At 69.1% G+C, this 23,133-nt stretch carries 20 protein-coding genes, 1 tRNA gene, 1 pseudogene and 1 CRISPR repeat array; of the genes and pseudogenes, 12 read left to right on the forward strand and 10 right to left on the reverse strand.

All coding sequences use genetic code 11. The features are described 5' to 3' along the window. Positions 1 to 103: 103 nt before the first annotated feature. Positions 104 to 1,810 (reverse strand): IS1182 family transposase, encoded by a 1,707-nt coding sequence (locus ACFHWU_RS26225; protein WP_416591917.1) that lies wholly within the window; start codon positions 1,808 to 1,810, stop codon positions 104 to 106. Between the two features lie 68 nt (positions 1,811 to 1,878). Between ACFHWU_RS26225 and ACFHWU_RS26230 the strand changes: the two are divergent. After that, a pseudogene (locus ACFHWU_RS26230) lies at positions 1,879 to 2,064 on the forward strand (transposase); the annotation flags it as partial. Positions 2,065 to 2,372: 308 nt separating this feature from the next. Here ACFHWU_RS26230 and ACFHWU_RS26235 read toward each other — a convergent pair. From ACFHWU_RS26235 to ACFHWU_RS26245, 3 genes are all read right to left on the reverse strand, one after another. Continuing rightward, positions 2,373 to 2,456: transfer RNA gene (locus ACFHWU_RS26235), tRNA-Leu, on the reverse strand. Between the two features lie 142 nt (positions 2,457 to 2,598). After that, positions 2,599 to 2,859, reverse strand: coding sequence for a hypothetical protein (locus ACFHWU_RS26240; RefSeq protein WP_416591918.1), 261 nt, complete (start codon positions 2,857 to 2,859; stop codon positions 2,599 to 2,601). Beyond that, positions 2,859 to 3,851, reverse strand: a complete 993-nt coding sequence (locus tag ACFHWU_RS26245; RefSeq protein ID WP_416591919.1) for a helix-turn-helix domain-containing protein — start codon at positions 3,849 to 3,851, stop codon at positions 2,859 to 2,861. Before ACFHWU_RS26245 ends, ACFHWU_RS26240 begins: the two co-directional genes overlap by 1 nt. Positions 3,852 to 4,128: 277 nt before the next feature. Here ACFHWU_RS26245 and ACFHWU_RS26250 point away from each other — a divergent pair, with 277 nt between their 5' ends. From ACFHWU_RS26250 to ACFHWU_RS26280, 7 genes are all read left to right on the forward strand, one after another. Further along, entirely contained in the window at positions 4,129 to 6,594 is a 2,466-nt protein-coding gene (locus ACFHWU_RS26250; RefSeq protein ID WP_416591920.1) for a phosphoketolase, read from the forward strand. Between the two features lie 29 nt (positions 6,595 to 6,623). Continuing rightward, entirely contained in the window at positions 6,624 to 6,938 is a 315-nt protein-coding gene (locus ACFHWU_RS26255) for an antibiotic biosynthesis monooxygenase family protein (RefSeq protein ID WP_282230987.1), read from the forward strand. A 19-nt stretch (positions 6,939 to 6,957) separates the two neighbouring features. Next, a complete protein-coding gene (locus ACFHWU_RS26260) occupies positions 6,958 to 8,091 on the forward strand; it encodes a potassium channel family protein (protein WP_416556822.1) in 1,134 nt (377 codons plus the stop codon). Between the two features lie 34 nt (positions 8,092 to 8,125). Beyond that, the gene (locus ACFHWU_RS26265; RefSeq protein ID WP_416591921.1) at positions 8,126 to 9,280 is read left to right on the forward strand and encodes a mechanosensitive ion channel family protein; all 1,155 of its coding nucleotides are present in this window, start codon (positions 8,126 to 8,128) and stop codon (positions 9,278 to 9,280) included. Positions 9,281 to 9,436: 156 nt separating this feature from the next. Then, a complete protein-coding gene (locus tag ACFHWU_RS26270) occupies positions 9,437 to 10,060 on the forward strand; it encodes a hypothetical protein (RefSeq protein ID WP_416569380.1) in 624 nt (207 codons plus the stop codon). Beyond that, positions 10,045 to 10,677, forward strand: a complete 633-nt coding sequence (locus tag ACFHWU_RS26275) for a copper resistance CopC family protein (protein WP_416569381.1) — start codon at positions 10,045 to 10,047, stop codon at positions 10,675 to 10,677. The genes ACFHWU_RS26270 and ACFHWU_RS26275 overlap by 16 nt, the downstream gene beginning before the upstream one ends. A gap of 639 nt (positions 10,678 to 11,316) precedes the next feature. Next, entirely contained in the window at positions 11,317 to 12,432 is a 1,116-nt protein-coding gene (locus tag ACFHWU_RS26280) for an AbfB domain-containing protein (RefSeq protein ID WP_416556828.1), read from the forward strand. Here the strand turns inward: ACFHWU_RS26280 and ACFHWU_RS26285 are convergent. After that, positions 12,410 to 13,357, reverse strand: coding sequence for a hypothetical protein (locus ACFHWU_RS26285; protein WP_416591922.1), 948 nt, complete (start codon positions 13,355 to 13,357; stop codon positions 12,410 to 12,412). The genes ACFHWU_RS26280 and ACFHWU_RS26285 overlap by 23 nt on opposite strands. Continuing rightward, positions 13,354 to 13,575 carry a hypothetical protein gene (locus ACFHWU_RS26290; protein WP_416556832.1) on the reverse strand — a complete coding sequence of 74 codons (222 nt, stop codon included), beginning with the start codon at positions 13,573 to 13,575 and terminating at the stop codon, positions 13,354 to 13,356. The genes ACFHWU_RS26285 and ACFHWU_RS26290 overlap by 4 nt, the downstream gene beginning before the upstream one ends. A 289-nt stretch (positions 13,576 to 13,864) precedes the next feature. Between ACFHWU_RS26290 and ACFHWU_RS26295 the strand changes: the two genes are divergently transcribed. Both ACFHWU_RS26295 and ACFHWU_RS26300 read left to right on the forward strand, forming a co-directional pair. Then, positions 13,865 to 14,812: a helix-turn-helix domain-containing protein gene (locus ACFHWU_RS26295; protein WP_416591923.1), complete on the forward strand. Its 948-nt coding sequence runs from the start codon at positions 13,865 to 13,867 to the stop codon at positions 14,810 to 14,812. After that, a complete protein-coding gene (locus ACFHWU_RS26300; RefSeq protein ID WP_416556834.1) occupies positions 14,775 to 14,972 on the forward strand; it encodes a DUF397 domain-containing protein in 198 nt (65 codons plus the stop codon). The genes ACFHWU_RS26295 and ACFHWU_RS26300 overlap by 38 nt, the downstream gene beginning before the upstream one ends. A gap of 204 nt (positions 14,973 to 15,176) precedes the next feature. Further along, a CRISPR array of direct repeats spans positions 15,177 to 16,788; the repeat unit is 37 nt; unit sequence GCTGCGCCGGACCTCCGGGTCCGGCGAGGATCGCAAC. Between the two features lie 111 nt (positions 16,789 to 16,899). Here the strand turns inward: ACFHWU_RS26300 and ACFHWU_RS26305 are convergent. Next, on the reverse strand, positions 16,900 to 17,235 hold the full coding sequence (locus ACFHWU_RS26305) for an ArsR/SmtB family transcription factor (protein ID WP_416569393.1): 336 nt from the start codon (positions 17,233 to 17,235) through the stop codon (positions 16,900 to 16,902). Between the two features lie 90 nt (positions 17,236 to 17,325). Here ACFHWU_RS26305 and ACFHWU_RS26310 point away from each other — a divergent pair, with 90 nt between their 5' ends. Beyond that, positions 17,326 to 18,090 carry an SDR family NAD(P)-dependent oxidoreductase gene (locus tag ACFHWU_RS26310; RefSeq protein ID WP_416556836.1) on the forward strand — a complete coding sequence of 255 codons (765 nt, stop codon included), beginning with the start codon at positions 17,326 to 17,328 and terminating at the stop codon, positions 18,088 to 18,090. Between the two features lie 190 nt (positions 18,091 to 18,280). Here the strand turns inward: ACFHWU_RS26310 and ACFHWU_RS26315 are convergent, their stop codons facing one another. From ACFHWU_RS26315 to ACFHWU_RS26325, 3 genes are all read right to left on the reverse strand, one after another. Beyond that, a complete protein-coding gene (locus ACFHWU_RS26315; RefSeq protein WP_416556837.1) occupies positions 18,281 to 18,604 on the reverse strand; it encodes a hypothetical protein in 324 nt (107 codons plus the stop codon). 77 nt (positions 18,605 to 18,681) lie between these two features. Beyond that, positions 18,682 to 21,147 (reverse strand): FxSxx-COOH system tetratricopeptide repeat protein, encoded by a 2,466-nt coding sequence (fxsT, locus tag ACFHWU_RS26320; RefSeq protein ID WP_416591924.1) that lies wholly within the window; start codon positions 21,145 to 21,147, stop codon positions 18,682 to 18,684. 25 nt (positions 21,148 to 21,172) lie between these two features. Then, positions 21,173 to 22,084, reverse strand: a complete 912-nt coding sequence (locus ACFHWU_RS26325; protein ID WP_416556839.1) for a Rossmann-like and DUF2520 domain-containing protein — start codon at positions 22,082 to 22,084, stop codon at positions 21,173 to 21,175. Between the two features lie 622 nt (positions 22,085 to 22,706). On the opposite strand from ACFHWU_RS26325, the gene ACFHWU_RS26330 reads away from it, so the two are divergent. Next, the gene (locus tag ACFHWU_RS26330) at positions 22,707 to 23,084 is read left to right on the forward strand and encodes a CRISPR-associated endonuclease Cas3'' (RefSeq protein WP_416591925.1); all 378 of its coding nucleotides are present in this window, start codon (positions 22,707 to 22,709) and stop codon (positions 23,082 to 23,084) included. Positions 23,085 to 23,133 lie beyond the last annotated feature (49 nt).

Raw genomic sequence — 23,133 nt, forward strand, 5'->3', positions numbered from 1 at the left:
CCCGGTGATGAGAAGGCCAAGCGGCCACGTACGAAGGCGACGCCAGGGGGTGTCGACCCTGTTTTGGTGTCACAGTTGACCCTGATGGCTTATTCGGTGTAGGTCAGGCGGCGAGGGTGAAGTCGAGGCGTTGGAGGTGTGTTGTCCGGGTGCGGTCGAGGGGGCGTCCCGTCCAGTAGCTGTCGAGGCGGATGATGTTGATCGGGGTGGCCGCGAGGGTGTGTTCGAGTCTGGTCTTGGGCAGGCCCCGGTGACGGGCGGTACGGGTTCCGGTGACATGGGTGCTCTGGCGCATGGTGCCCTTGATTCCGGCGCGGGCGGCGTAGCGGGCCTTCCACTCGGAGGTGTTCTGCTGGATGCGGGCAGCGGTGAGGGCTTCGTGTAGGTCACGGGGGTGGATGGTGATCTGGCGGCGGGTGCCGCGGGTGCATTCCTGGCGGGTGGGGCAGGGCTGGCAGACGGTCTTCGGCCAGGACACCACGATGGTGTCGGTGTCGCGTTGTCGGCAGGGTGACCAGCTTGTGCTGGTGTTGCCCTGGGGACAGACGCCGTGGCGGGTGTCGAAGTCGAAGGTGAACGCGGCTTTGTCGTAGCCTTGCCCGGCGCGGGCCTGGGCGGACGGGTCGATCAGCATCGGGGAGATCAGGGTGATCCCGTGCCGGCGGGCGGCGGTGACGATGATCTCGGCGGACGGGTATCCGGAGTCGACGAGGTGTTCGGCGGGAGTCAGTGCCTTGTCGGCCAGTCGCTGGTGGATGATGGCGGTCATGGCCGGGTCCGGGACGGTCGCGGTGGTGGTGGCCACGTTCGTGATCAGGTTCGGGTGTTCTCCGCGCCCGGTTTCCCGGCCGGTGGTGCCGGTCGGTGGGTCGCGGGTCTCGGTGAAGTGGACCTTGTAGCCGCCCCAGCCGGTGTCGCGTTTGATGCTGTATCGGGCGTCCAGGTCGTATGGGGAGATGACGCGGTCTCTGCCGGGCGGGACACCGTCCCCGTCCGGGGCGTGTTCCCGCCGTCGCACCTCCTGCCCGGTGTTGTCGGTGTCCCGGTAGAACTGCTGGATCCAGATCAGGCGTAGCGTCTGCACCGCTGGGATCTGTGCCAGCCACTGCGGCGCGTCCGGGTGGTGCGCCGCGTCGAGCAGGTGGTAGCCGTCGATGCCGTAGCGGACCATCAACTCGTCGCGTCTGGTCCGGCTCTCGGGTAGGCGCAGGTTGTCGACGCGGGTGCCGTAGACGCCGGTCCAGGAATCGTCGATGACCGAGGTGAGCCAGTGCGGTGCCGCCGCGGCGAGGGCTTCCAACGCCGCCCGTAGTGTCTCTCCGGCCAGTTCGAGGCGGTTGAGGTCGCGGATCGCGCCGAGTATGTGGGTGGAATCGGTGCGCTGGCGGCCCCGGGCCTTGACCAGTCCGAGCCCGGCCAGGCGTTGCAGCAGGGCGTCCAGGGCCAGGCTGGTCAGGTCACCGGCGACCAGCCGGTCCCGGAACTCCGACAGGACGGTGGGGTCGAAACCCGGATCGTCGAGTTCCAGACCGAGGGCGTATTTCCAGGTGATCCGGTCCCGGACCGCGTCGGCGGCCTGACGGTCGGTCAGGTTCTCCGAGAACTGCAACACGCTGGCGGTCATCAACTGTGCCGGGGAGATCCCCGGCCGTCCCCGGACCCCGAACGCCGCCGAGAACCGGGCGTCCTCGTACACCTGGCCGAGTTCGTCACGGATCCGCGTCGCCAGGTTCCCTTTCCGGAACGCCGCCCGCGCCATCCGCGCGGTCTGCTCCGGAACGTCTGGCCACGGCCTCGGTTGCAGCGACATGACCACACAACCCTACTGACCCACCAAAGGAGACGGGTACACGGCCGAATAAGCCATCAGGGTCACAGTTGGTGACACAGGCCCGTGAGCAGGGGCTGCAGCTGTCCGGCGAGGGTGGGCTGCTGCAGCAGTTGACGAAGATCGTGCTGGAGTCGGCCCTCGATGGTGAGATCACCGACCACCTTGGCTACGACAAGCACGACCAGGCGGGCGCGAACTCCGGCAACTCCCGTAACGGCAGCCGAGCCAAGACCTTTTCCCAACCGAAGATTCTCTACATCCGCGAAGACCACCTGCTAGACCGCGTCCAGCACGACCGAGCGCTCCACCGCAACCACCCCAGGCTGCGCCGCCTCGGCCCCGAGAAGACCGCCGCCTACCTGCACACCAGCAACATGATCATCGTGTAGGACCACCACGCTTGGGCAGTCGAAGCCGAGACCGCGGTCTTCACCCTCCACCGGCAGGGGAGCGGACTCGCCAGCACAGCAACAATCCCCGCCCAACGGGACGGGGATCACACAAAGCACGAAGAACCATCACGCTTCGTGTGGAAATAACGTGTCCGAGGGGGGACTTGAACCCCCACGCCCTATACGGGCACTAGCACCTCAAGCTAGCGCGTCTGCCATTCCGCCACCCGGACCTGCCCGGACCACTCTACCGCCCCCCATTCGGTACGGCGGCACCGTGGGGCCGGCGGCTGAGGGCCGCACGGGGCAAGACTGTACACGAACGGCATGGATCATGCACAACCGAGCTGACGGGCACCGTGGGCCGGGGCACGGCTAACCGGACAGGAGCCCCCGGACGCTGCCGGCCACTGCGGTCACCACGTCGAGCGGGACATCCGCCAGCCGGCAGATCGCCACCCCGAGCAGCAGCCAGCCTCCTCGGCGGCTCAGCACGACCCGGACGGTGATGCGGAACTCGACCGGCGGCATGGGACCGGCTGCCCGGCGGCCTTCGACGCCGCCCTCCCCGCCGACGTCCGGAACGTGGCCGCGCCCGCGTCGGTCGCCGCGTCCGACCGGCCTTCTTCCGGCCATCACAATCGATCCCGATCTCCGGCCGGCCGGTCCCGGACCGAACAGCGTACTTGTCTGGCCGACATGCCGAACAGTTGCCTGAGGTCTCGGGCGAACTGGTCCGGACGGGAGTAGCCATGCGCGGAAACGATCTCGTTGATGGCGGCCGACGACAACGCTGGGTCGCGCAGGCTGCGGTGGCATTCCGTCAGCCGCAGTTTCTTGACGAGCTGCATCGGTGTCGTCCCGGTGTCTTCGAAGATTCTGTACAGGTAGCGTGGCGAGATGCTGGCGGCTCTGGCGATCCCGTCCGCGTCGAGATGCGGATCGGCGAGTTTCCGACGGATCACTGCAGTGACGTGGGCGCGGTGCAGCATCCTGCGCGCGGCCGGGCTGATTCCGGGACGCAGGCCGAGTCGTTGCCGGATGATGCCGGCCACGCATTCGCCGAGAGCGTCGGCGAGCTGGGGGTCCGCCGACGGATCCGCAGCCTCGGCGATTCCGACCAGGAACGCCGCGACGAGCCCGCGTCCCGGCATCCGTCTCGGTAGGGCCGAGCCGACGGGTGGGCGTACCGCCGTCTCGGGCACCGGCACGAGAGCCCGGGGGAAGGTCACCATGGCCAACCTCATGGGGGTAAGCCCGGGCACGTGTCGGGCGTCCCAGGGGCGGGAGGTGTCGTAGAGCGCGATGTCGCGGGGGCGTAGCCGTCCCTGGTTACCGTTCTGCTCGACCCGGAGCTCCCCGCTGACGAGGACGCAGATCCGGTAGGACTCCGGATCACTGGCCCGGATCAGCCGTTGCGTCCGGAGGGCCACGCCTTCGATGTCGGACCGCCAGCTGGTCGTCTCGATCTCATATCGGCCGACCTGGGCGATCCGCATCGCGGCGGTGAGGGACAGCGACGATCGGCCACGAATTTCCACCGGCGCTACCTCGGCCGTCGCTTCCGTTCGGTAGTACTCGTAGCGGTCCAGCGGATGGACCGACCCGGTGTCGTAGAGGGTACGCACTGCAGATCACTTCCTACTCGAGAACTCTCCTGTCAAGAAGAGTGTCGGGCACCGCAGGCCCGGTGGAGTTGGCTGTGGACGCACAAATCACACTGCCGTGCGTCGATCGACTGACTGCCGCCTTCCAGCTCACCGTGGCCGCCGGCGGTGGCCAGCAACGGCCCGGCCTGGGGCATGTCAGGGCATGTCAAGGGCCGTTGTGCCCCTGCCTGACAGGCACTGGAGCCGCGAAAAACCGCAGCGGCCCCTCTACGATCAGTCGTGGACGTACCCCCTGATGAGGAGGAATCCGCTCGTGACTGCCGTGACCGATCAGCGCACCCCGACCTGGGCCGGCCGCGCCGGCGCGGACGACGGGCTGCTGCGGGTGCTCGCCGCGCCCGACGACGCCGAGCTGGCGCAGTTGGACGCCTGGTGGCGGGCCGCCAACTACCTGACCGTCGGGCAGATCTACCTGCGGGGCAACCCGCTGCTGCGCGAGCCGCTCGCCCCCGAGCACATCAAACCGCGGCTGCTGGGCCACTGGGGGACCAGCCCCGGCCTTTCGTTGATCTACGCCCACGTGTCCCGGCTGATCCGGCACACCGGGCAGCAGACCATCTACCTCACCGGCCCGGGCCACGGCGGTCCGGCGCTGGTCGCCGCCGGCTACCTGGAGGGCACCTACACCGAGATCTATCCGGACGTCACCCGGGACGAGCCCGGCATGCTGCGGCTGTTCCGGCAGTTCTCCAGCCCCGGCGGCATCCCCAGCCACGTCTCGGTCACCACTCCCGGTTCCATCCACGAGGGCGGTGAGCTGGGCTACGTCCTGGTGCACGCGTTCGGCGCGGTGATGGACAACCCGGACCTGCTGGCCATCGCCGTCGTCGGTGACGGCGAGGCGGAGACCGGCCCGCTGGAAGGCTCCTGGAAGGGCGTGTCGTTCATCAACCCCGCCCACGACGGCGCCGTACTGCCGATCCTGCACCTCAACGGCGCGAAGATCGCCGGGCCGACGGTGCTGGGCCGCAAGGACCGCGCCGAGGTTCGTTCGCTGCTGGAAGGCCACGGGTACGAGGTCATCGAGGTCGAAGGCGACGACCTGCCCGGGATGCACTTGCGGTTCGCCGCCGCCCTCGCCGACGCCTGGGGCAAGATCCGCCAGATCCAGGAGGCCGCCCGCTGCGGCGACTGGGACGGCTCCCGCCCCCGCTGGCCGCTGATCATCCTGCGGTCGCCGAAGGGCTGGACCGGCCCGGAGCAGGTCGACGGGATCACCGTCACCGGCACCTGGCGGTCGCACCAGGTGCCGCTGTCCGGTGTCCGGGACAACGCCGACCACCTGGCGATCCTGGAGACCTGGCTGCGCTCGTACCGTCCGGAGGAGCTGTTCGACGCCGACGGCGCGCCGACCGCGACGGTGACCGGCGTCAACCCCGACGGCGACCTGCGGATGAGTGCCAGTCCGCACGCCAACGGCGGCCTGTTGACCCGTGACCTGGACATGCCCGACTTCCGCGAGTACGCGGTCGACGTGCCGCAGCCGGCGCAGCTGCGCGCCGAGTCGACCCGCAAACTCGGCGAGCTGATGCGTGACATCTACACCCGCAACCCGGACCGGTTCCGGCTGTTCTGCCCCGACGAGACCAACAGCAACCGGCTCGGCGCCGTCTTCGAGGTCTCCGACCGCGGCTTCATGGAGCAGGTGTACCCGTCGGACACGGCGATCAGCCGTAACGGCCGAGTGATGGAGGTGCTGTCCGAGCACAACTGCCACGGCTGGCTGGAGGGCTACAACCTGACCGGCCGGTACGGCATGTTCGCCACCTACGAGGCGTTCGCCATGGTCAGCGCGTCGCAGACGGTGCAGCACGGCAAGTGGTTGCAGGAGGCGGCGCACCTGCCGTGGCGGGCCAAGGTACCGAGCCTGAACATCCTGCTGACCTCGACGGCCTGGCGTAACGACCACAACGGCTTCTCCCACCAGGGTCCCGGGCTGATCCAGGTGGTGCTCAACCAGCGGGGCACCGTGTCGCGGGTCTACCTGCCGCCGGACGCCAACTGCCTGCTGTCGGTCGCCGACCACTGCCTGCGGTCCAGGTCGTACGTGAACCTGGTCGTCATCGACAAGCAGCCGCAGCTGCAGTGGCTGACCATGGACCAGGCAGTCGAGCACTGCGCCAAGGGTGCGGACATCTGGGAGTGGGCCGGCACCGACGACGGTAGCTCGGAGCCGGACATCGTGCTGGCCTGCGCCGGTGACGTGGTCACCATGGAGACGGTCGCCGCCGCGCAGATCCTGCGGGAGCGGCTGCCCGGCATGAAGGTCCGGGTGGTCAATGTGGTCAACCTGATGCGGCTGCCCCGGCAGAAGGACCACCCGCACGGCATGAGCGAGACGATGTTCTCCGAGCTGTTCACCGACTCGGTCGACGTGGTGTTCGCCTTCCACGGCTACCCGGGGGCCATCCATCAGCTGGTGCACGGCCGGCCGGACGCCGACCGGTTCCGGGTGCGGGGCTTCATCGAGGAGGGCACCACCACCACCCCGTTCGACATGACGGTCCGTAACCGGGCGTCGCGCTACCACCTGGTGATGGACGCGATCAACAACGCCCGGCGGCTGCCGCGCGGTGCCGCCGATCTGAAGGCCTGGTGCGAGCAGCAGCTCGCCAAGCACGAGGCGTACGTGGTGGAGCACCTGGAGGACATGCCCGAGGTGCGGGACTGGTCGCTCGGCGACTGGGCCAACCAGGGCTGAGCGCACCCGCCCCCGACTAGGCTGTCCACATGGCAGTCGTGAAGATCAACGCGATCGAGGTCCCTGACGGCGCCGGCGACGAGCTGGAGCGACGGTTCGCCGCCCGCCAGGGGGCGGTGGAGAACGCGCCCGGTTTCCTGGCGTTCGAGCTGCTGCGCCCGGTCGCGGGGGAGGGCCGTTACTTCGTCTACACCCGGTGGGAGAGTGAGGAGGCCTATCAGGCGTGGGCGGCCGGCCCGGCTCGGCAGGCCCACGCCGCCGGGGACGGCGAACGACCCCGCCCGCCGGTGGCGACCGGCGCGAGCCTGCTCGAGTTCGAGGTGGTGCAGTCGACCAGCCGGTAAACGGGGTATACCTGCGCCCATGATGTGGCTGTGGGCGGTACCGGGTGGCGCGTTGATCGCCGTGGTGGTGGTCGACGTCTGGTTGACGATCCTGCATCCGGATGCGGAGGGTCCGGTCGCCGGCGCGGTCCGGCGTTCGGTGTGGCGGCTGTCGTCGTTTGCCGCCAATCGTCGCCGGCGGCCTGAGCGGACGTTGCTGGTCTGGGCCGGGCCGCTGCTGGTGACCGGCACCTTCCTGGCCTGGATCGTGCCGCTGGTGTTCGGGGTCGCCCTGCTGGTGTGGCCGCACCTGGACGGCTACCACCGGGTCGCCGGCTACGGCCCGACCGGTTTCGCCGACGCCCTGTACTTTTCCGCAGGCACCCTCACGGTGCTCGGCTACGGCGACCTCACCCCGGACACTCCGGCGCAGAAGCTGCTCGCGGTGTGCGTCGCGGCGCTCGGCTTCGCGTTGTTCGCCGCGCTGGCGACGTACCTGATCGAACTGATCACCGGGTTGACAGTGCGGAACCGGTTCGCGCTCGCCGTGCACGACCAGGTAGGCGGCAGCGACGGCGTCGGGCTGACCGTGCGCAGCCTGACCGCCGAAGGGGTTGACGCCACCCGCCAGCGCTGCGCGGACTGGGCTGCCGACCTGCGCGCGATCGACGACACCGTCCGCCGGTACCCACTGGTGGCGCTCACCTACCGGCCGCGGCGGCCGGACTACGACCTCGAGCCGGCCCTGGAACATGTCATCGAGGCGACGGTCGCCGCGCTGCTCATCGCCCGCTGCGCCACCTGGCGCGGTCTCGGGCCACGGGCTGAGGAGCTGGCGTACGCCCTGTTGCGAATTCAGGACACGATCGCCCGTCGCTACCTCGACGACACGGTCCTGGACGCTAACCACGCCGACGCCGACGCCGAACAGGGGGCCGCCGCCCGGGCCAGCGCACCCTTCGACGACGCCGACCAGATGCTGCGGCGGCTGCAGTCGCGGCTCGCCGCCGAGTTGGGCGCCCGGTACGACCAGCCGGCGAGTCGGGACGGTCTGGTCGGGGTGGTGCTGGCCCGGTCCGTGCCGTTCCTGGCCGGTCTACGGGGCTGGTCCGCCCCGTTGGTGACGCTGCGCGACGTCGACCGGTCCGAGACGGGCGTGGGTGGATGTGGTTAGCTGGCCGCTGCCGACGAAACCGATGGGAAAGGAGATGTCGGACGTGTCCGACGCCCTGGTCAGCGCCGCGATCGTGGTCGGAGCGGCGGCTGGTGCAGCACTCGCCGTCGCCGTCGCCTACCGTATCCTCCGCTTCGCGGGCCGCCGCTCCGCGCTGCTCACCGACATCTCCCGGCGCGCCTTTTGGCCGACGGCGATCATCGCCGCGCTGCTCGCCGCCCGGTTCACCATCCCGATCGCCACCACCAACGGCTGGCATGAGCCGGTGCAGCACGCCATCCTGCTGGCCACCATCGCCACCGGCGGCTGGCTGGTCGCCACCCTGCTCGGACTGGCCGCCGACACCGCCCTGCGCCGCTTCCCGATCGATGTCAACGACAACCTCGCTGCGCGCCGCGCGCACACCCAGATCACCGTGATCCGTCGGGTCGCGTTCGCCGTCGTCGGCGTGCTCACCGTCGGGGCGATGCTGGTCACCTTCCCGGCGGCCCGCGCCGCCGGGGCTAGTGTGCTCGCCTCCGCCGGCCTGGTCGGCGTGGTCGCCGCGCTTGCCGCACAGAGCACCCTCGGCAACATCTTCGCCGGCCTGCAGCTCGCCTTCGGTGACGCGTTGCGCCTCGACGACGTGGTCGTCGTCGAGGGCGAGTGGGGCCGCATCGAGGAGATGACCCTCGGCTACGTGGTGGTGAAGATCTGGGACGAACGCCGGTTGATCCTGCCGTCGAACTACTTCACCACCACCCCGTTCCAGAACTGGACGCGTACCGCCGCGTCGGTGCTCGGCACCGCCGAGATCGACGTCGACTGGAGCCTGCCGGTCGAGTCGATGCGTCAGGAACTGCGCCGCATCGTCGAGTCGGAGGCGGCGGCGGCGCTGTGGGACGGCCGGGTCTGCGGGCTGCAGGTGACCGGGGCGACCGACGGCAACATCCGGACCCGCGCGCTTGTGTCGGCGGCAAACTCGTCGGCGTTGTGGGACCTGCGGTGCCTCGTCAGGGAACAGCTGGTCGCCTGGGTGCAGGAACAGCATCCGCAGTCGCGGCCCCGGGTCCGCGCCGAGGTCGGCGGCCACGACAGCGGTACGTCGCACCCGGCGGCCCCGCTGCAGCGGGTCAACCTGTCCGACCCCGCTGCGGTCGAGACCACCCCCGGCGTCGGTGACCAGAACTCGTCCGCCGACCGCCGTTAGCAGCAGCTACGTCACGGGGTCGAACCCGTGGGAACTTCCGCGCTGCCACGTCCGACTCAACTATCGGAAGACCCCGAACGGGGAGACAAGCGCCGGCAACCGGGTGGCCCCGGTAGCCGGCCCACCCTTTGTATCCGAACAGGGAGAACACGACACGTGAACATCAACGGATCGGACCGCTGGCGTACCGCTGTCGCGGTTGTCGGCTTCGCGTCGGTCGGCGTCCTCGCCGGCTGCGGCGACGACTCGTCCGGCTCCACCGACGCCGCCGACACGTCCACGGAGCCGTCGGCGTCGGCCTCCGCGATGTCCGACGGGATGGACGGGACGGACGGGATGGACGGGATGGACGGGATGATGATGAATGACCCGTCCGCCACGCCGGCCGATCAGATCGACGGTGCCGTGGAGGCCACGTTCGCCCTACTCGACACCCGGCCACCGGGCACCGACGACGCCGCCGGGACCGCCTGGCTGGCGCAGACCGAGGACGGCACGACGGTCACGGTGAAGTTGACCGGGCTGGAGCCCGGTGCGGAGTACATGGGCCACCTGCACGCCCAGGAGTGCGCCGCCGACAACGGCGGACCGCACTTCAAGTTCGACGAGAGCGGCCCGGAAACCCCGCCCAACGAGGTCCACCTCGGCTTCACCGCCGCCACCGACGGCACCGGCACCGCGACCGTCACCAACGAGCAGCAGGTCGGCGACGCCGCCAAGTCGGTGGTCATCCACCCGATGGAAGCCATGGACAACCGCCTGGTATGCGCCGACTTCTGAGTCACGCCGCGGTCCTGGCCTGCGCGGGGGTGGCGGCGGTCGCGTTCGCCGCTCCCGCGTGGGCGCACACCGAGCTGATCTCCGCCGCCCCCGGGCCGGGCGACGAGGTCGCCCCCGGTGTGGAGACCATCGCGTTGACATTCGGCCCGCTGTCCGGCACCGGCGAACGGCAGATCACCGTCACCGGCCCCGACGACACCGCTGTGGCGGTGGGGGAGGCGGTCGTGGTCAACGCGAAGACCCTGTGCGCCACCGTCGACCCGCTGACCACCGGCGTACACACGCTCGCGTACGAGGCGACGTCGGCTGACGGACACGAGATCAGCGGCAAGTTCTACTTCGAGGTCGTCAACGGCGGGAGCGACAGCGCCGACCCGGCCGACTGCGCCCGCGCGGTGCTGCCGGCACCGGGCACCGCAGCGGAACCGGAACAAGCCGGCTCCGTCGACGGCACCGACACCGACGGCGGTACGGCCGACACATCCGCCGCCGGGTCGGACGACCGGGGCAGTGGGCTGCTGCTGCCCGGGGCCGCCGTCGGCGGCGGGGGACTGCTTGTGCTGCTGGTCGTCGGCTGGCTGCTGCGCCGACGGGTCCGGCAACGCCCAGCCAGCTGACCGGCGACGCCACCGGCTGACAGACAGCCCGGCCGGCCGGCTCGACGTCGAGCCGGCCGGCCGGGCTCAGCCCGTGCGGTCGCGCTGCAACACGATCGCCTCGTCGAAGTCGCCCCGCCCGGGCAGCACCGTCGCCAACTCGGTACGCGCCGACGGCGCTGGTGCTCTTCGAACCCTGGTTGGGCAGTCCGCCGAGAGCGCTGACGCTGTGGTTTGTGAAACCGTGGGGGTGGTGCTGGTCGGGGTCGCCGATCCGTTTCGGTCGGGACTCATCGAGTTCCTCTCCGTGTGGGGCTGGGTCGACAGTGGACTCACTAGACCTCGATGGTTCAGGCGCCCCGAAGAGCTGTCTTGAAAAGCTGCGCCGTCGGCGTCAATGCCTACATTCAGTCATATCGAGTGAGGTTTCCGGGAGGGTCTGGCCGGCCGCCGACGGCAGGAAGCTCAACCGGCCGCAACCGCGTGTCAAAGAACGACCACCAAGGGTGACGGCTGTCGTGGTTGGGGTGCGGTGCTTTGCCGAAGTGAGATAACTCGGTGGCTCCGGGTACTGGCGCACCATGCGGGCGAAATGAGAATGTATGCGCCGCGACGCAGTGATCGGACCCGGACAGGCTGTCAGCCGGAGGTGGGATATCGATGTCCGACGAGGACATTCAGCAGGATCCGTTGCCCGTCGAGCGCTGGCTCACGTCGGCCGAGGGCCAGCCGACACCCGATGACCTGCCCCGCCGGCTCGGTTCCGCCCCGCGCTGGCCCCGACCGCCGGCGGACAGCCCGCTCTCGCTGGCCACCGCCCGGCTTAGCCAGGTCAGCTGGTCGAGCCCCACGACGATCGACGGCGAGGTCACCGACAGCACAGTGGTCGCCGGCACGGCCGCAGGCGGCCCGACTGCCGCCGGGTCGGGCCGGCGCGGCGGAGCGCGCGGTACCCGCGCCCTGTCCGCCACGCCCGCCAAGCATGCCGACCGCTCGACGACACCGCCCCGCCGTGCCGCTATCGGCGCCGTGGCGGTCCTTACCGCCGCCGTCATCATCGTGACTGTGGCCACCAACCGGGGCAACCAGCAGAAGCCGATCCGGGGCGAGTTCGTCGCGGGTGTCCCGAGTGGCGCAGCCACCGGAACCCTTCCCCGCAGCCCGAACACCGTACCGTCGGCCGTTGAGCCAACCTACGACGCCGACGACGCCGACCGGGTCGGCCCGGTCGGCGACCCCGCCCGCGCTGCTCCCGCCCCGGACCCGATCGGCGAGTCGACGCCGGCAGCACCGCCGCCGACCACCGAGCCGGCACCGGACCCGAAGCCGACTGCACCCGCCTACCTCACCCTGACCGTCGGCGGCACGTTCGGGCTGGAGCCGGTCAACCTGCCCGGCCGCCGGGTGCGGCACCGCAACTTCGACGGCCGCGTCGACATCGTCGACCAGCGCAGCAAGGCCGACGCGGCGTTCGTGGTCCGCCGAGGACTGGCCAAGTCGAGCTGCATCTCCCTGGAGGCGGTCAACTTCCCCGGCTACTACCTGCGCCACAAGAACTTCCGCTTCTACCTGCACCGGGTCGACGGCAGCGCCCTGTTCCGGGCCGACGCCACCTTCTGCCCGGTCACCGGACTGACCGGGCAGCACACCTCACTGCGCTCCTACAACTACCCGGACCGCTACCTGCACCACGACGGCAGATACCTGAAACTCTCCGAGATCGGCAGAGGCGCCAACGCGTCCTACGCCACCTTCATCGTCCGTACCCCGCTGTAGGCGGGGTCGGTCGGGTGCCGGGGTCGCGGCGCATCGACCACAGCGGCGGCCCGCCGGGGGAGAGGTGCCGTGGGCCGGGCGTGCGCCAACCGCGCACCGCCAGCAGGTCACGGGCGTACTCCTCGTCGGTGACGGTGTGCCCGACCAGCCCGGCGGCGTCCAATGTGCGCTGATGATGGTCGAGCAGCGCCGCGCCGATGCGGCGGCGGCGCAGCCACGGCGCCGCCGCCAGGTACACCAGCTCGTGGCCGACCACCGGCTCCGGTGCGGACCCGTCGGCCAGCCCCGCCGACAGCCCGGCCGACGGCCCGACCGGCAGCCGCAACGCCGCCGCCCGGTGCTCGTCACGCACCGCCCGCAGGTGCGCGACCCGCCGCCGGTAGATGCCGGCCGCGCCGAGCACCTCCCGCTCGTGGTCGGTCACCGTCGCCAACCGCATCGGGTACGGCTGCCAAACGGCCACCCCTTCCCGGTTGCCGGCGACGTGGACGACGCCGTGCGTCAGCCCGTGCGTCAACTCGACGTCGAACAGCCGCAGGAACGTGGTGTACCGGTTGGACACGTCGGCGATCAGCCAGCCGGCCACCGGGTTGGTCACGAACGCCTCGGCGAGCAGCGCCGACAGCTCGGCGATGTCGGTGACGTCGGCGTCCCGTACGGTCATCTCGGATTCCATCGTGGTCTCTCCAGTGGGTTCGGAACGGGTGGCGGCCCGCGCCCAGCCGAGGAACCGGGCGTACGCCGCCGCCGGGGTCAGCCCCGGCAGGTCGAGGGCGGCCGCCGCGGACCGCTCGGCCACGTACATACACAGGCCGATCCGGTCGTACGCGGCGACAAGTTGCGCCTTCGCCGGCTGACACGGCCACGGTGCCCGGCACACCCGGCACCGCCACGACGGCCGCGCCGCCACATGCTCGGCGGTCACCGGCCGGCGGCCCGGGGCGCCGACCGCGCCCGGGGCGACCAGCGCCGCCCGGTCGTCGGCCGGATGTCGAAGGTGACGAACTGCCGGGAGCCGCAGTCGGGGCAGCGCAGCGTCTGCCCGCAGGCCGGGCACCAGCGCCGCCGCAGCCGGCACAGCAGCAGACCCGGCGGAATGCCGAGCACAAAGCCGGCGGCAATGAACGCGAGGGCGGTGAACATTCCATTTCCTCCCGAGCGAAAATCAATTAATCGTGCGGGCAGGAGCGCATGCGCCGGGCCCGCCGCAGCCGGTCACGGGGGTTTCCCGACTGCGGCGGGTGACTATGGACAGCACCGGCATCAGTTATCTAAGTTGGACCGCATGCATAAGACAAGGCGCGATGCGCCCTTATCGTCGTGGGCAACCCCTGGTCGAGGTCAGTCATTTCCATGCCGAGCGCCTTCACGATTATGAAGGCGCTCGTCAGTTGATTGTCCACCACGTTGGTGACTACACTCACCACAGAGGATGAAGGGGGCGAGCGATTTGTCCGGCTCCATCGGCACAACCCTGCTCCGCCGACACATCGGCCGCTGGCTCACCGTGTTGCGGGAGTCCGCCGGCATCAGCCAGGACGCCGCAGCTCAAGCACTGCAACGCGGCTCCTCCACCATCTGGCGCATCGAGGCCGGCGACTCGCGGATCCGCTTCCGCGACGTCGACGTCGACGCCATGTGCACCCTCTACCGGGTCTCCCCGGAGACCCGCCACCGCCTGCTCACCATGACCAGGGAGACCCGCGATGCCCCGAGGCGTGCCTGGTGGCACGACTACACCGAATCGGCCCTACCCGCCTGGTTCGGCCTCTACGTCTCCCTCGAAGACAGCGCCGCCATGATCCGCCAGTACGAGCCGGAGTCAGTTCCAGGACTACTGCAAGTACGTGCTTACGCCGAGACGGTGACCCGCCTTCCGGTCGGGCTGCTCACCGAGGAACAGATCGCACACCGAGTCAAGGTTCGTATTGAACGGCAAGCGCTTCTGGCTTCGCCGCGCCCGCCACACCTGAAGGTGATGCTGAACGAGGCTGTGTTGCGTCGGGAGGTCGGCGGGCCTGAGGTGATGCTCGCGCAGCTTCAGCACCTCCTTGACGTCACCGAGCGGCACAGTGTCTCGGTTCAGGTGATCCCGTACTCGGTCGGTGCTCACGCCGGCATGAACTCGGCGTTCAGTTTCCTGACCTTTCCCAACGCCCCACTCAGCCCGGATCCGGTTGAGCCGCCGCTGGTCTACGTCGACACCCTGACGGGATCGCTCTACCTGAACAAGGCCGACGAAGTCAGGGCCTACGATTTGGTCTGGAAGGATCTTGAGAGCCGTGCCCTCGACGAATCGACGTCAAGGGATCTCATCCGTCAGATACTGGAGGAATTCGCTAGTGGACAGCTTGACCGACGCGAAGTGGCAGAAGAGTAGCCGAAGTGGCAACTCGGGCAACTGCGTCGAAGTAGCGACGAACCTGCCCGACGTCATCGCCGTACGGGACAGCAAGGACACGACCGGCCCGGTCCTGACCTTCGCCCCCGCCCAGTGGGCCACCTTCACCACCCATCTGCCCACGCCTGACGCCCGCTGAGACTGTTTGGTGGCGGCTGGCCGGTACCCCGGCCAGCCGCCACCAAAACGTGCAGTCTGGCGTCTGAAGTTGATCTAGGAACCTCCGGTGACCACGCTCCAAGCGTGGGGTTCCGAACCGCCAAACCCCTACGATTGGGACATAAACTGCTCGTGAGCAACGCGAAGTCAATCGTGATTGGTGAATACTCGCAGCTCGCGAGCCGCTGCGCCGGACCTCCGGGTCCGGCGAGGATCGCAACCGGGTACGGCGGTGACGCACAGCTACACGTGGGGTGGGCTGCGCCGGACCTCCGGGTCCGGCGAGGATCGCAACCCGCAGCCGGCGCGCCGCGATGTGCCCGCGCCGCGCCAGCTGCGCCGGAGCTGCGCCGGACCTCCGGGTCCGGCGAGGATCGCAACCCGCCCATCTGGCCCGCACCCTGCGGTCCTGCGCGTGCTGCGCCGGACCTCCGGGTCCGGCGAGGATCGCAACGCCGCCCATGGCGAACTGCGCCATCAGCAGGTTGCCGGCTGCGCCGGACCTCCGGGTCCGGCGAGGATCGCAACACCTCGGCCGAGGTCAGCTGATGCCGACGCTGCGCGCTGCGCCGGACCTCCGGGTCCGGCGAGGATCGCAACAGGGTCAGGTCACCACCGCCGCCGGTCGCAGTGACAGGCTGCGCCGGACCTCCGGGTCCGGCGAGGATCGCAACTGTTTCGCCGCGTAGGCGGCGGCCATCTCCGCTTGCGCGCGCTGCGCCGGACCTCCGGGTCCGGCGAGGATCGCAACCATCGCAGGTGCAGGTCGGCGTCGCAGTCGGGCATCGGGCGCTGCGCCGGACCTCCGGGTCCGGCGAGGATCGCAACAAACCACTTTCAGTGGTGTGCTGCTGGCCAGCGACAAGCTGCGCCGGACCTCCGGGTCCGGCGAGGATCGCAACTTTGTAGTGCTCTCGCCAAACCCTAACTCGTTGCATGGAAGCTGCGCCGGACCTCCGGGTCCGGCGAGGATCGCAACCGTGTCTCTGACTTGCCCCGTAGAGCTTTACAGCTCGACGCTGCGCCGGACCTCCGGGTCCGGCGAGGATCGCAACGCGCACGTAAGGCCACGGCGCTCTCCGGAGTCAACGAGCTGCGCCGGACCTCCGGGTCCGGCGAGGATCGCAACGCAGCCGACGCCGTCGCCGTCGCGGTCGAGGTGCCGGCGCTGCGCCGGACCTCCGGGTCCGGCGAGGATCGCAACTCGAGGGCTGACCATACCCGGCCGGGGGCTGGGGGTGTACTGCGCCGGACCTCCGGGTCCGGCGAGGATCGCAACGTCGCGAAGGCCCGCTCGGCGAACAAAGGCAAGGGCTGCGCCGGACCTCCGGGTCCGGCGAGGATCGCAACCACCCCGTACGGACCGTCTGTGAGACGTCCAGCTTTGCTGCGCCGGACCTCCGGGTCCGGCGAGGATCGCAACGATGGCGGCAGCGGAGAATCCGGCCTGCCGCAGCAGGGCTGCGCCGGACCTCCGGGTCCGGCGAGGATCGCAACTCCGCCGGGGTTGTCGAGCACCGACCGGACCACCGTCGCTGCGCCGGACCTCCGGGTCCGGCGAGGATCGCAACACGAGCACCTGGACGTGGGCCGAGTTGTGCGCCGAGTTGCTGCGCCGGACCTCCGGGTCCGGCGAGGATCGCAACAGCTTCCAGGGCTCGAAGTCGCTGGCGGTCGGCGACAGCTGCGCCGGACCTCCGGGTCCGGCGAGGATCGCAACAACTGCGGTTTCAACCTACGGTTGATGATCCTCAGCTGCGCTGCGCCGGACCTCCGGGTCCGGCGAGGATCGCGACTACGCGCATTAGCGTTGAGTCATCGTGCGCGGAGGCGTAGCGTGTCCAACGCGATACTCATCGACGTGACCTGCGCTTGGCCTCTTGACCGCGCCGAGCCCTGGTCAGGGTCTACCTGCGCGGTTGCCTGACTCGGCTGCCGTCGGTCGCTAGACCTACCTGGCTGCCTACGTCCTCACTGTCCGCAGCGGCCAGGACGGCGTCCAGGAGGCCGGGGAACCGGGTGTGCAGGTCCTCGCTGCGCAGGACGACGTAACACCGAGTGCCTTCCTGCCGGGTACGGGTAAGCCCCGCGTCCCGCAGCACCCGTAGGTGGTGGCTCAACGTCGACTTGGAGACCGGGACCCGCAGTGCTCCCCAGCCCTGTTCCTGGCCGTCGGACAGCAACCGGACCAGCCCAACCCGGATCGGGTCACTCAGTGCCGCCATCACCTCAGTGAGAACCATCTCCTCGGGATCCGGGTGCCGTGTTTCCTTCACCCCCACATGGTACCTTGTTCGATGTTCTACGAACGTCGAACGAAAGGTGTTGTGATGATGGAACCCAACGACAGTGGGTCGTTTGCGGACCGTGTTGTCATCGTTACCGGAGCGGGGTCGGGAATCGGTCGTGCGACCGCGATCGCATTCGCCGAGGCCGGCGCGCACGTCCTCGGCGTCGGGCGCCGTAAAGACGCGCTGAACACCACCGCGCAGCAGCACCCACGCATCGCCGTGCTTGCCGCCGATATCCGCGCCACACATGCACCCCAGGCAGTCATCGACGCCGCCGTTGACCGATGGGATCGGGTCGACGTCCTGGTCAACAACGCCGGTGCCACGACGATCATGCCGCTGGCCGACGCAACTACGCACGGCATCGCCAACCTATTTGATCTTCACGTCACCGCGCCCAGCCTGCTCGCTCGCGCGGCCCTGCCCCACCTGCAGCAGACCCAGGGGTCGATCATCAACCTTTCCAGCACGTACGGGCACCGCCCGGCACCCGGCATCGCCCACTACGCCGCCTCCAAGGCCGCCCTGGAACAGCTCACCCGATGCTGGGCACTGGAACTAGCAGCCACAGGAATCCGAGTCAACGCCCTGGCCCCCGGCCCCACCGAAAGCGAGGCCCTGACCGCCGCCGGCCTCCCCGAACCGGTGCTCAACCAGATCAAGCAAGACGAGGCCGGACGGATCCCGCTTGGCCGTCGGGGAGAGCCCGACGAGGTCGCCACATGGGTCCTCCGCCTGGCTGACCCCGTCGCCACCTGGCTGACCGGACAGATCCTCACCATCGACGGTGGCCTCGAACTCACCTGACATCACCCGGACCAGCGCCGGTGACCCGCGCAAGCGCTCGTCAAACTCGTTGCTTAGTGTGGACACTGCGCTGAACCTTGTATCCGGCGAGGATCGCAACCAGGCTTCAGTCATGGCCTCTACGTCGCATGTGGTGGTTGCGCCGGGTCTCGGGGGCGGCGAGGATCACAACGCCGGACGCGTCCGTCGACTATTCGGACGGTGGACCGACGAGCTGGCGGATCTTGTCCAGCGTCTCCTGCGCGTTGTTGTCGGCAAGCTGGCGCAGCACCTTGGCCGTGCTCCTGCTGGGGTTGAGAATCGCGTTGACTACGGCAGCGATAGGACCAGAGGTCAGGTACACGACCACCTCCTGCTCCTGGTATTGGGGCAGATCAGCCGGAAGATGCCGCAGTCCGTACGCTTCAAGCTTCTGACTGATCTCGGCACGTACGGTCGAGCCGAGTCGCCCAGCGCCCTCGATGTCCCGCAGCACCTGTGCAGTCGTACCGAGGACCCCGCCCTCATCAGCCACCCGCCGACGCAGTTCCTCATAGCTCGTGGGGTTCATCCTGCCGGCTGGTTCCGGCGAGAGCATGGCGTCCGGCGGGTCTACTCCAGGTCGAACTCGGCGGTGGCGACATCCTTGTCCAGTCGCAGCAGCCAAGACGCGCCGATCACCCCGGCTCCGGCAACCGCCGGCTTGGCTCGGATGATCTGACTGCGTCGGAGGGCGTCCGCAGCGCCGGCGCTGTCGCCGGCCGCTGCGCTTGCTCTGCTCAGGTTGTGTAGCACCGCTGCGAGGTTGGGGTCGACGTCGGTCGCCGTGTCCAGGATGGAAGCCGCGCGAGCGAGCAGGTCCTTTGCCTGTTCCGGCTCGCCCAACGCTTGGCGGACGGCGGCGAGGTCGTTGAGGATCACGGCAACGTCCGGGTGGGCGGCGCCGAACGCCTGATCGTAGATGCCAAGTGACTGCTCCAGCACCTGGCTTGCCTCCTCTGACCTGCCCAGCTCGTGCAGGATCACACCGTGGTTGATCAGGTCGGCGGCCAGGGCAGGATGCCGGGTGCCCAGAGTCTCGGTGTCGATCTCGACTGCCTGTTCGGCGCAGCGGCGGGCAGCAGCGAAGTTCCCCGCGTCGGCGTACGCGTTCGACAGGTTGTTCAGCGAGGTGGCGACATCGGGGTGGCTGACCCCGAAATGGGCCCGCCGGATGTCGACAGCGCGCTCGTGCGCGCGAACTGCGCCATCGGCGTCGCCGGCCTGCCGTTCCACGTTGCCGAGGTTGTTCAGCGTCGTCGCGCAAGCGGGGTGATCCCCACCGAGCGTGTGCTCCAGGATCGTCAGCGCCCGGAGGTGGTAGTCCCGCGCCTTGCTGAGCGAACCTAGACCCCGCAGGACCGTACCGGAGGCGTTGAGGGCGACCGCCAACCGGGGATGATCCTGGCCGCGATTGGTCTCTCCCAACTGGATGGCTTCTTCGAGCGCGGCGAGCGCTTCCGGAAGTCGTCCGCTCGCCCGCAGCGCCATTCCGGTGCGGGTCAGGATCTCCGGCAGGTCTGGAGTGGTGAAGTCGTGCGGCCGGCGCAGAATGTCCATGGCCGCGCCCAAGACGCCGAGGGCCTGCGCGTACTGCCCCTGGATCCGGAGATACTCGCCGACCCGGGCGTACAGCGAGACCACTTGGCGGAGCGCGACGTTGTGCTCGGCGGCGTGTCTCGCGGCGGCGAGCGCGTGCGGGACGACGATGTCGCAGACCGGCCAGTTATCGGCTGCCGTGACATCGATCGGCAGCGCGTGTTCGGCATAGATTGCTGCGATGCCCGCGCAGCGCCGACGGTCAGCGGCAGTCAGCGACTGCCGGGCCAACGTCTGCACCAGCCGGTGTACGGTCAGGCCGTCCGGGCTCGCCTGTAGCAGCGAGTACCGGCTGAGGATGCTGACCGCCTGGTTGTAGACGATCCGGTCGTCATGCAGGGGACGCAGCCGGCGTGGATGGTCCGGCGACCACGACCGCAGCATAGTGTGCGGGATACCCTCCGGGCTCAGGAAAGCGCAGAGGCTCAGCAACTCCTGCGCGATCGGCAACTCTTTGCGGATCGTCGCCACTGCCGTCAGCCAAGTGGACGCCACCGTGCGCGGATAGTTGGACAGCGAGCCGAGAGCCAGGACGTCGGCGGTGCGTGAACGCAGCAGATCCAGGTAGTCACGGATCGACGTCGAGGTCTCCTGCATGTAAGACGATGCCTGGTCGAGGGCCAGCGGCAAATCGCCGAGGAAGGCGGCGAGCGCGTCGGCGTCGTTGCGCTGGCCGGCCGGCGGTGCCAGAAACGCGACGGATTCCGACCGCTTCCACGGCGGCACGATGATGACGGCGGCGTTGCGCCAGTGCTGGTTCCTCGTGGTCACGAGGACGTGCCCGGACCGCCGCTGCGGCAGGTAGTCGTCGACCAGTTCCTCTGCTTCGGCGTTGTCGAAGACCAGCAGCCAGTTGTCGCGCTCCGCCAACCAGTGCCGGATGACGTCGATCTGCTGGGGCTGCGGACTCGCCGGATCGACCGGCAATCCGTGCGCGCCGGCCAGCCCGAGAAAGTCGTCGTCGAGCGTGACACGGTTCTCCGCCCGTAGCCACCAGACGACCGGGTACTCGGACCGGTAGTTCTCCACGTACGCGAGGGTGAGTTGGGTCTTGCCGACTCCGCCGAGCCCAGCGAGGGCCAACCGTCGCTGCTCGATCAGCGACTCGTGCATCTCAGTGAGAAGCCCGGCCCGGCCGGTGAACCGAGGGGTGAGCTTCGGTCGTGGGGTGCTGGGCGGAAGCGGTACCCGGTCGGTCGCCATCGTCATCTCCTCCGCTGCAATGTCGCGTGTCGTCACGAACGCCGACGCCACCACGAGCGCGAGCCCCAACCCCGCGAGCAGCAACTGGCGTACCAGCGAGTCGACAACCGGGATGCGGACGCCGAGCATCTCCACCCCGCCGGCTGCGATCGCCGCTACGACGCAGACGATCCCGGATGCCGACAGCTGCGGGTCGAGCCGCCGCCCCGGGCGGACGCTCCAACGACGACGTCTCATCGTGCCGCCCACCGCAGCGGGCCGTTCACCGGTCGATGTCGTCGCGGGCCTCGGCCGATCTTGCTTCCAGTAACACGATGACCTCGTCGAGCCGGCCCGCCTCGTTCAGCGCGGCCCGCCGGGATCGACGCGCGGTGTTGAGTCCGAAATCGAGGTACGCCGGCAGTAGGTGGGGCGCACGATCGCGCAGCGCCCGCAGGTGAGCCTCGATCGTTCCGACGTCCGCACGGCGTACCGGCCCGGTCAACGCGTGGTCGCCGTGCCGCAGGGCGTTTTCCATCGAGGTACGCGCCAGCGGGGCCAGCACGAACCCGGGGTCCGGCACGCCGGCCGCCATCAATGCCTCCATCGCCGCGGCCAGCAGGGTGATGAGGTTGTTCGCACCGAGGACCAGCGCGGCGTGGTAGAGGGTACGGTCCTCGTCGGCGATCCACACCGGAACGCCCCCCACGTCGCGCACCAGTTCCTCGGCGAGTGGCCGGTCATGCGGTCGGGTGGTGACCGCGTACGCCAGACCGGCCAGATTGTCGGCATCGGTCGGGAGGCCCGGAAAGGTCATCGCCGGGTGGACGGCGATCGGTACGGCACCGGCCTCGGTCGCCGGTGCGAGAACCGCCAAACCGCACGCACCGCTGACATGCATCACGATCTGCCCCGGCTGGAGCAGACCGCCATCCGCCAACTCGGCGGCGACCGATCCGATAGCGTCGTCGGTGACGGATAGCAGGAGTATGCCCGCGCTCTTGGCGAGCGTGGGTACGTCCCGCAGCGGGGTGTCAGGAAGGACGTCGGCTGCCCGCTGGCGGGACGCCTCGGACCTCGCGTTGACCCCGACGAGCTCGTATCCGGCGCGGAGCAGCGCCAGTCCGAGAGCGGTGCCGACCCGGCCGGCACCGATGACACCGACCGGCCGGTCCATCATCGTCGGCACTCGCATCCCTCGCTTCGACCGAGTTCATGATCGGCGGCGAGTAGCCCCCGAATTACATTCGGCAACACCGTACCGGACGTCGGTGGGGTACGTCAGCGACCGCAGGTGGGGCGCTCGGATCAGGTGCCGGCGGTACGGAACGACGAAGATCCATCCCGCACCGCCGATCGCCTTACCGTCACAAGATCGCGTACAGCAGTCCGACGGCGATCATGAAGGCAATGACGCCACTCGCCGGGCCTTCGGTGCGTGCGACGAACAGGCCGACAGCCGACCATCGCGGCACCGCCGAGGATCACCGCCCACCTGTGAGTCCTGGCAGCGCGCAAGCATCCCATGGCGCTGAAGTTGACTGCCGCCGGGCGGTTCGGCCACCATGGCGGGACGCATCCCGGAGGCGTCTGATCCGAGGCGCGGGTGCGACATCATGGATGTCGAGGATCGAAACAGCGCGATGGGCTGCAGCGAGTCCACTGAACGGTCGGGTGTGGTGGGTGAGTGGCTGACACTCCTCCACCGCCCCGTCAGTTGTTTGCTTCAATCAGGAACCTGGTCTTGACAGTGGATTGCTGTGGTGGCTTCATAGACCGGTCCTTTTTTGTTTGCGCGGAATGTGAGAGATCTGTTCATGTCTGGGGAGCGGTCGCTGTGGGCGCACAGTCCGGGTAGGAACAGCGGTCGCTGGCATCGACTTGAAGATCATTTGCGGGGGACCGCTGAGCTGGCCAGGCGATTCGCGTCGCCGTTCGGCGGCGGCGAGTTGGCGTACTGGCTGAGCGCACTCCATGACGTCGGGAAAGCGTCCTGCGCCTGGCAGGATAAACTGACGAAGGTCGCCGACTCCGGTCGGCCGGTCGGCATCGACCACAAGTCATTGGGGACCCGGATCGCGCATGAGCGCGGGCTCGGCGGCTATTCGGCTGCGATCTTCGGCCATCACGGCGGGTTGATCGACACCAGCACGTTGGGGAAGGCGCTCAAGCAGGGATTCAGCCCACTGACCTAAACTTTGGCCTTTTTGCTGGCTTTCGGTAGGTCGATGTGGGTGATGGTTA

Origin of the sequence: Micromonospora sp. LOL_015 (assembly GCF_048060275.1) — a bacterium.
GTDB lineage: Bacteria > Actinomycetota > Actinomycetes > Mycobacteriales > Micromonosporaceae > Micromonospora_E.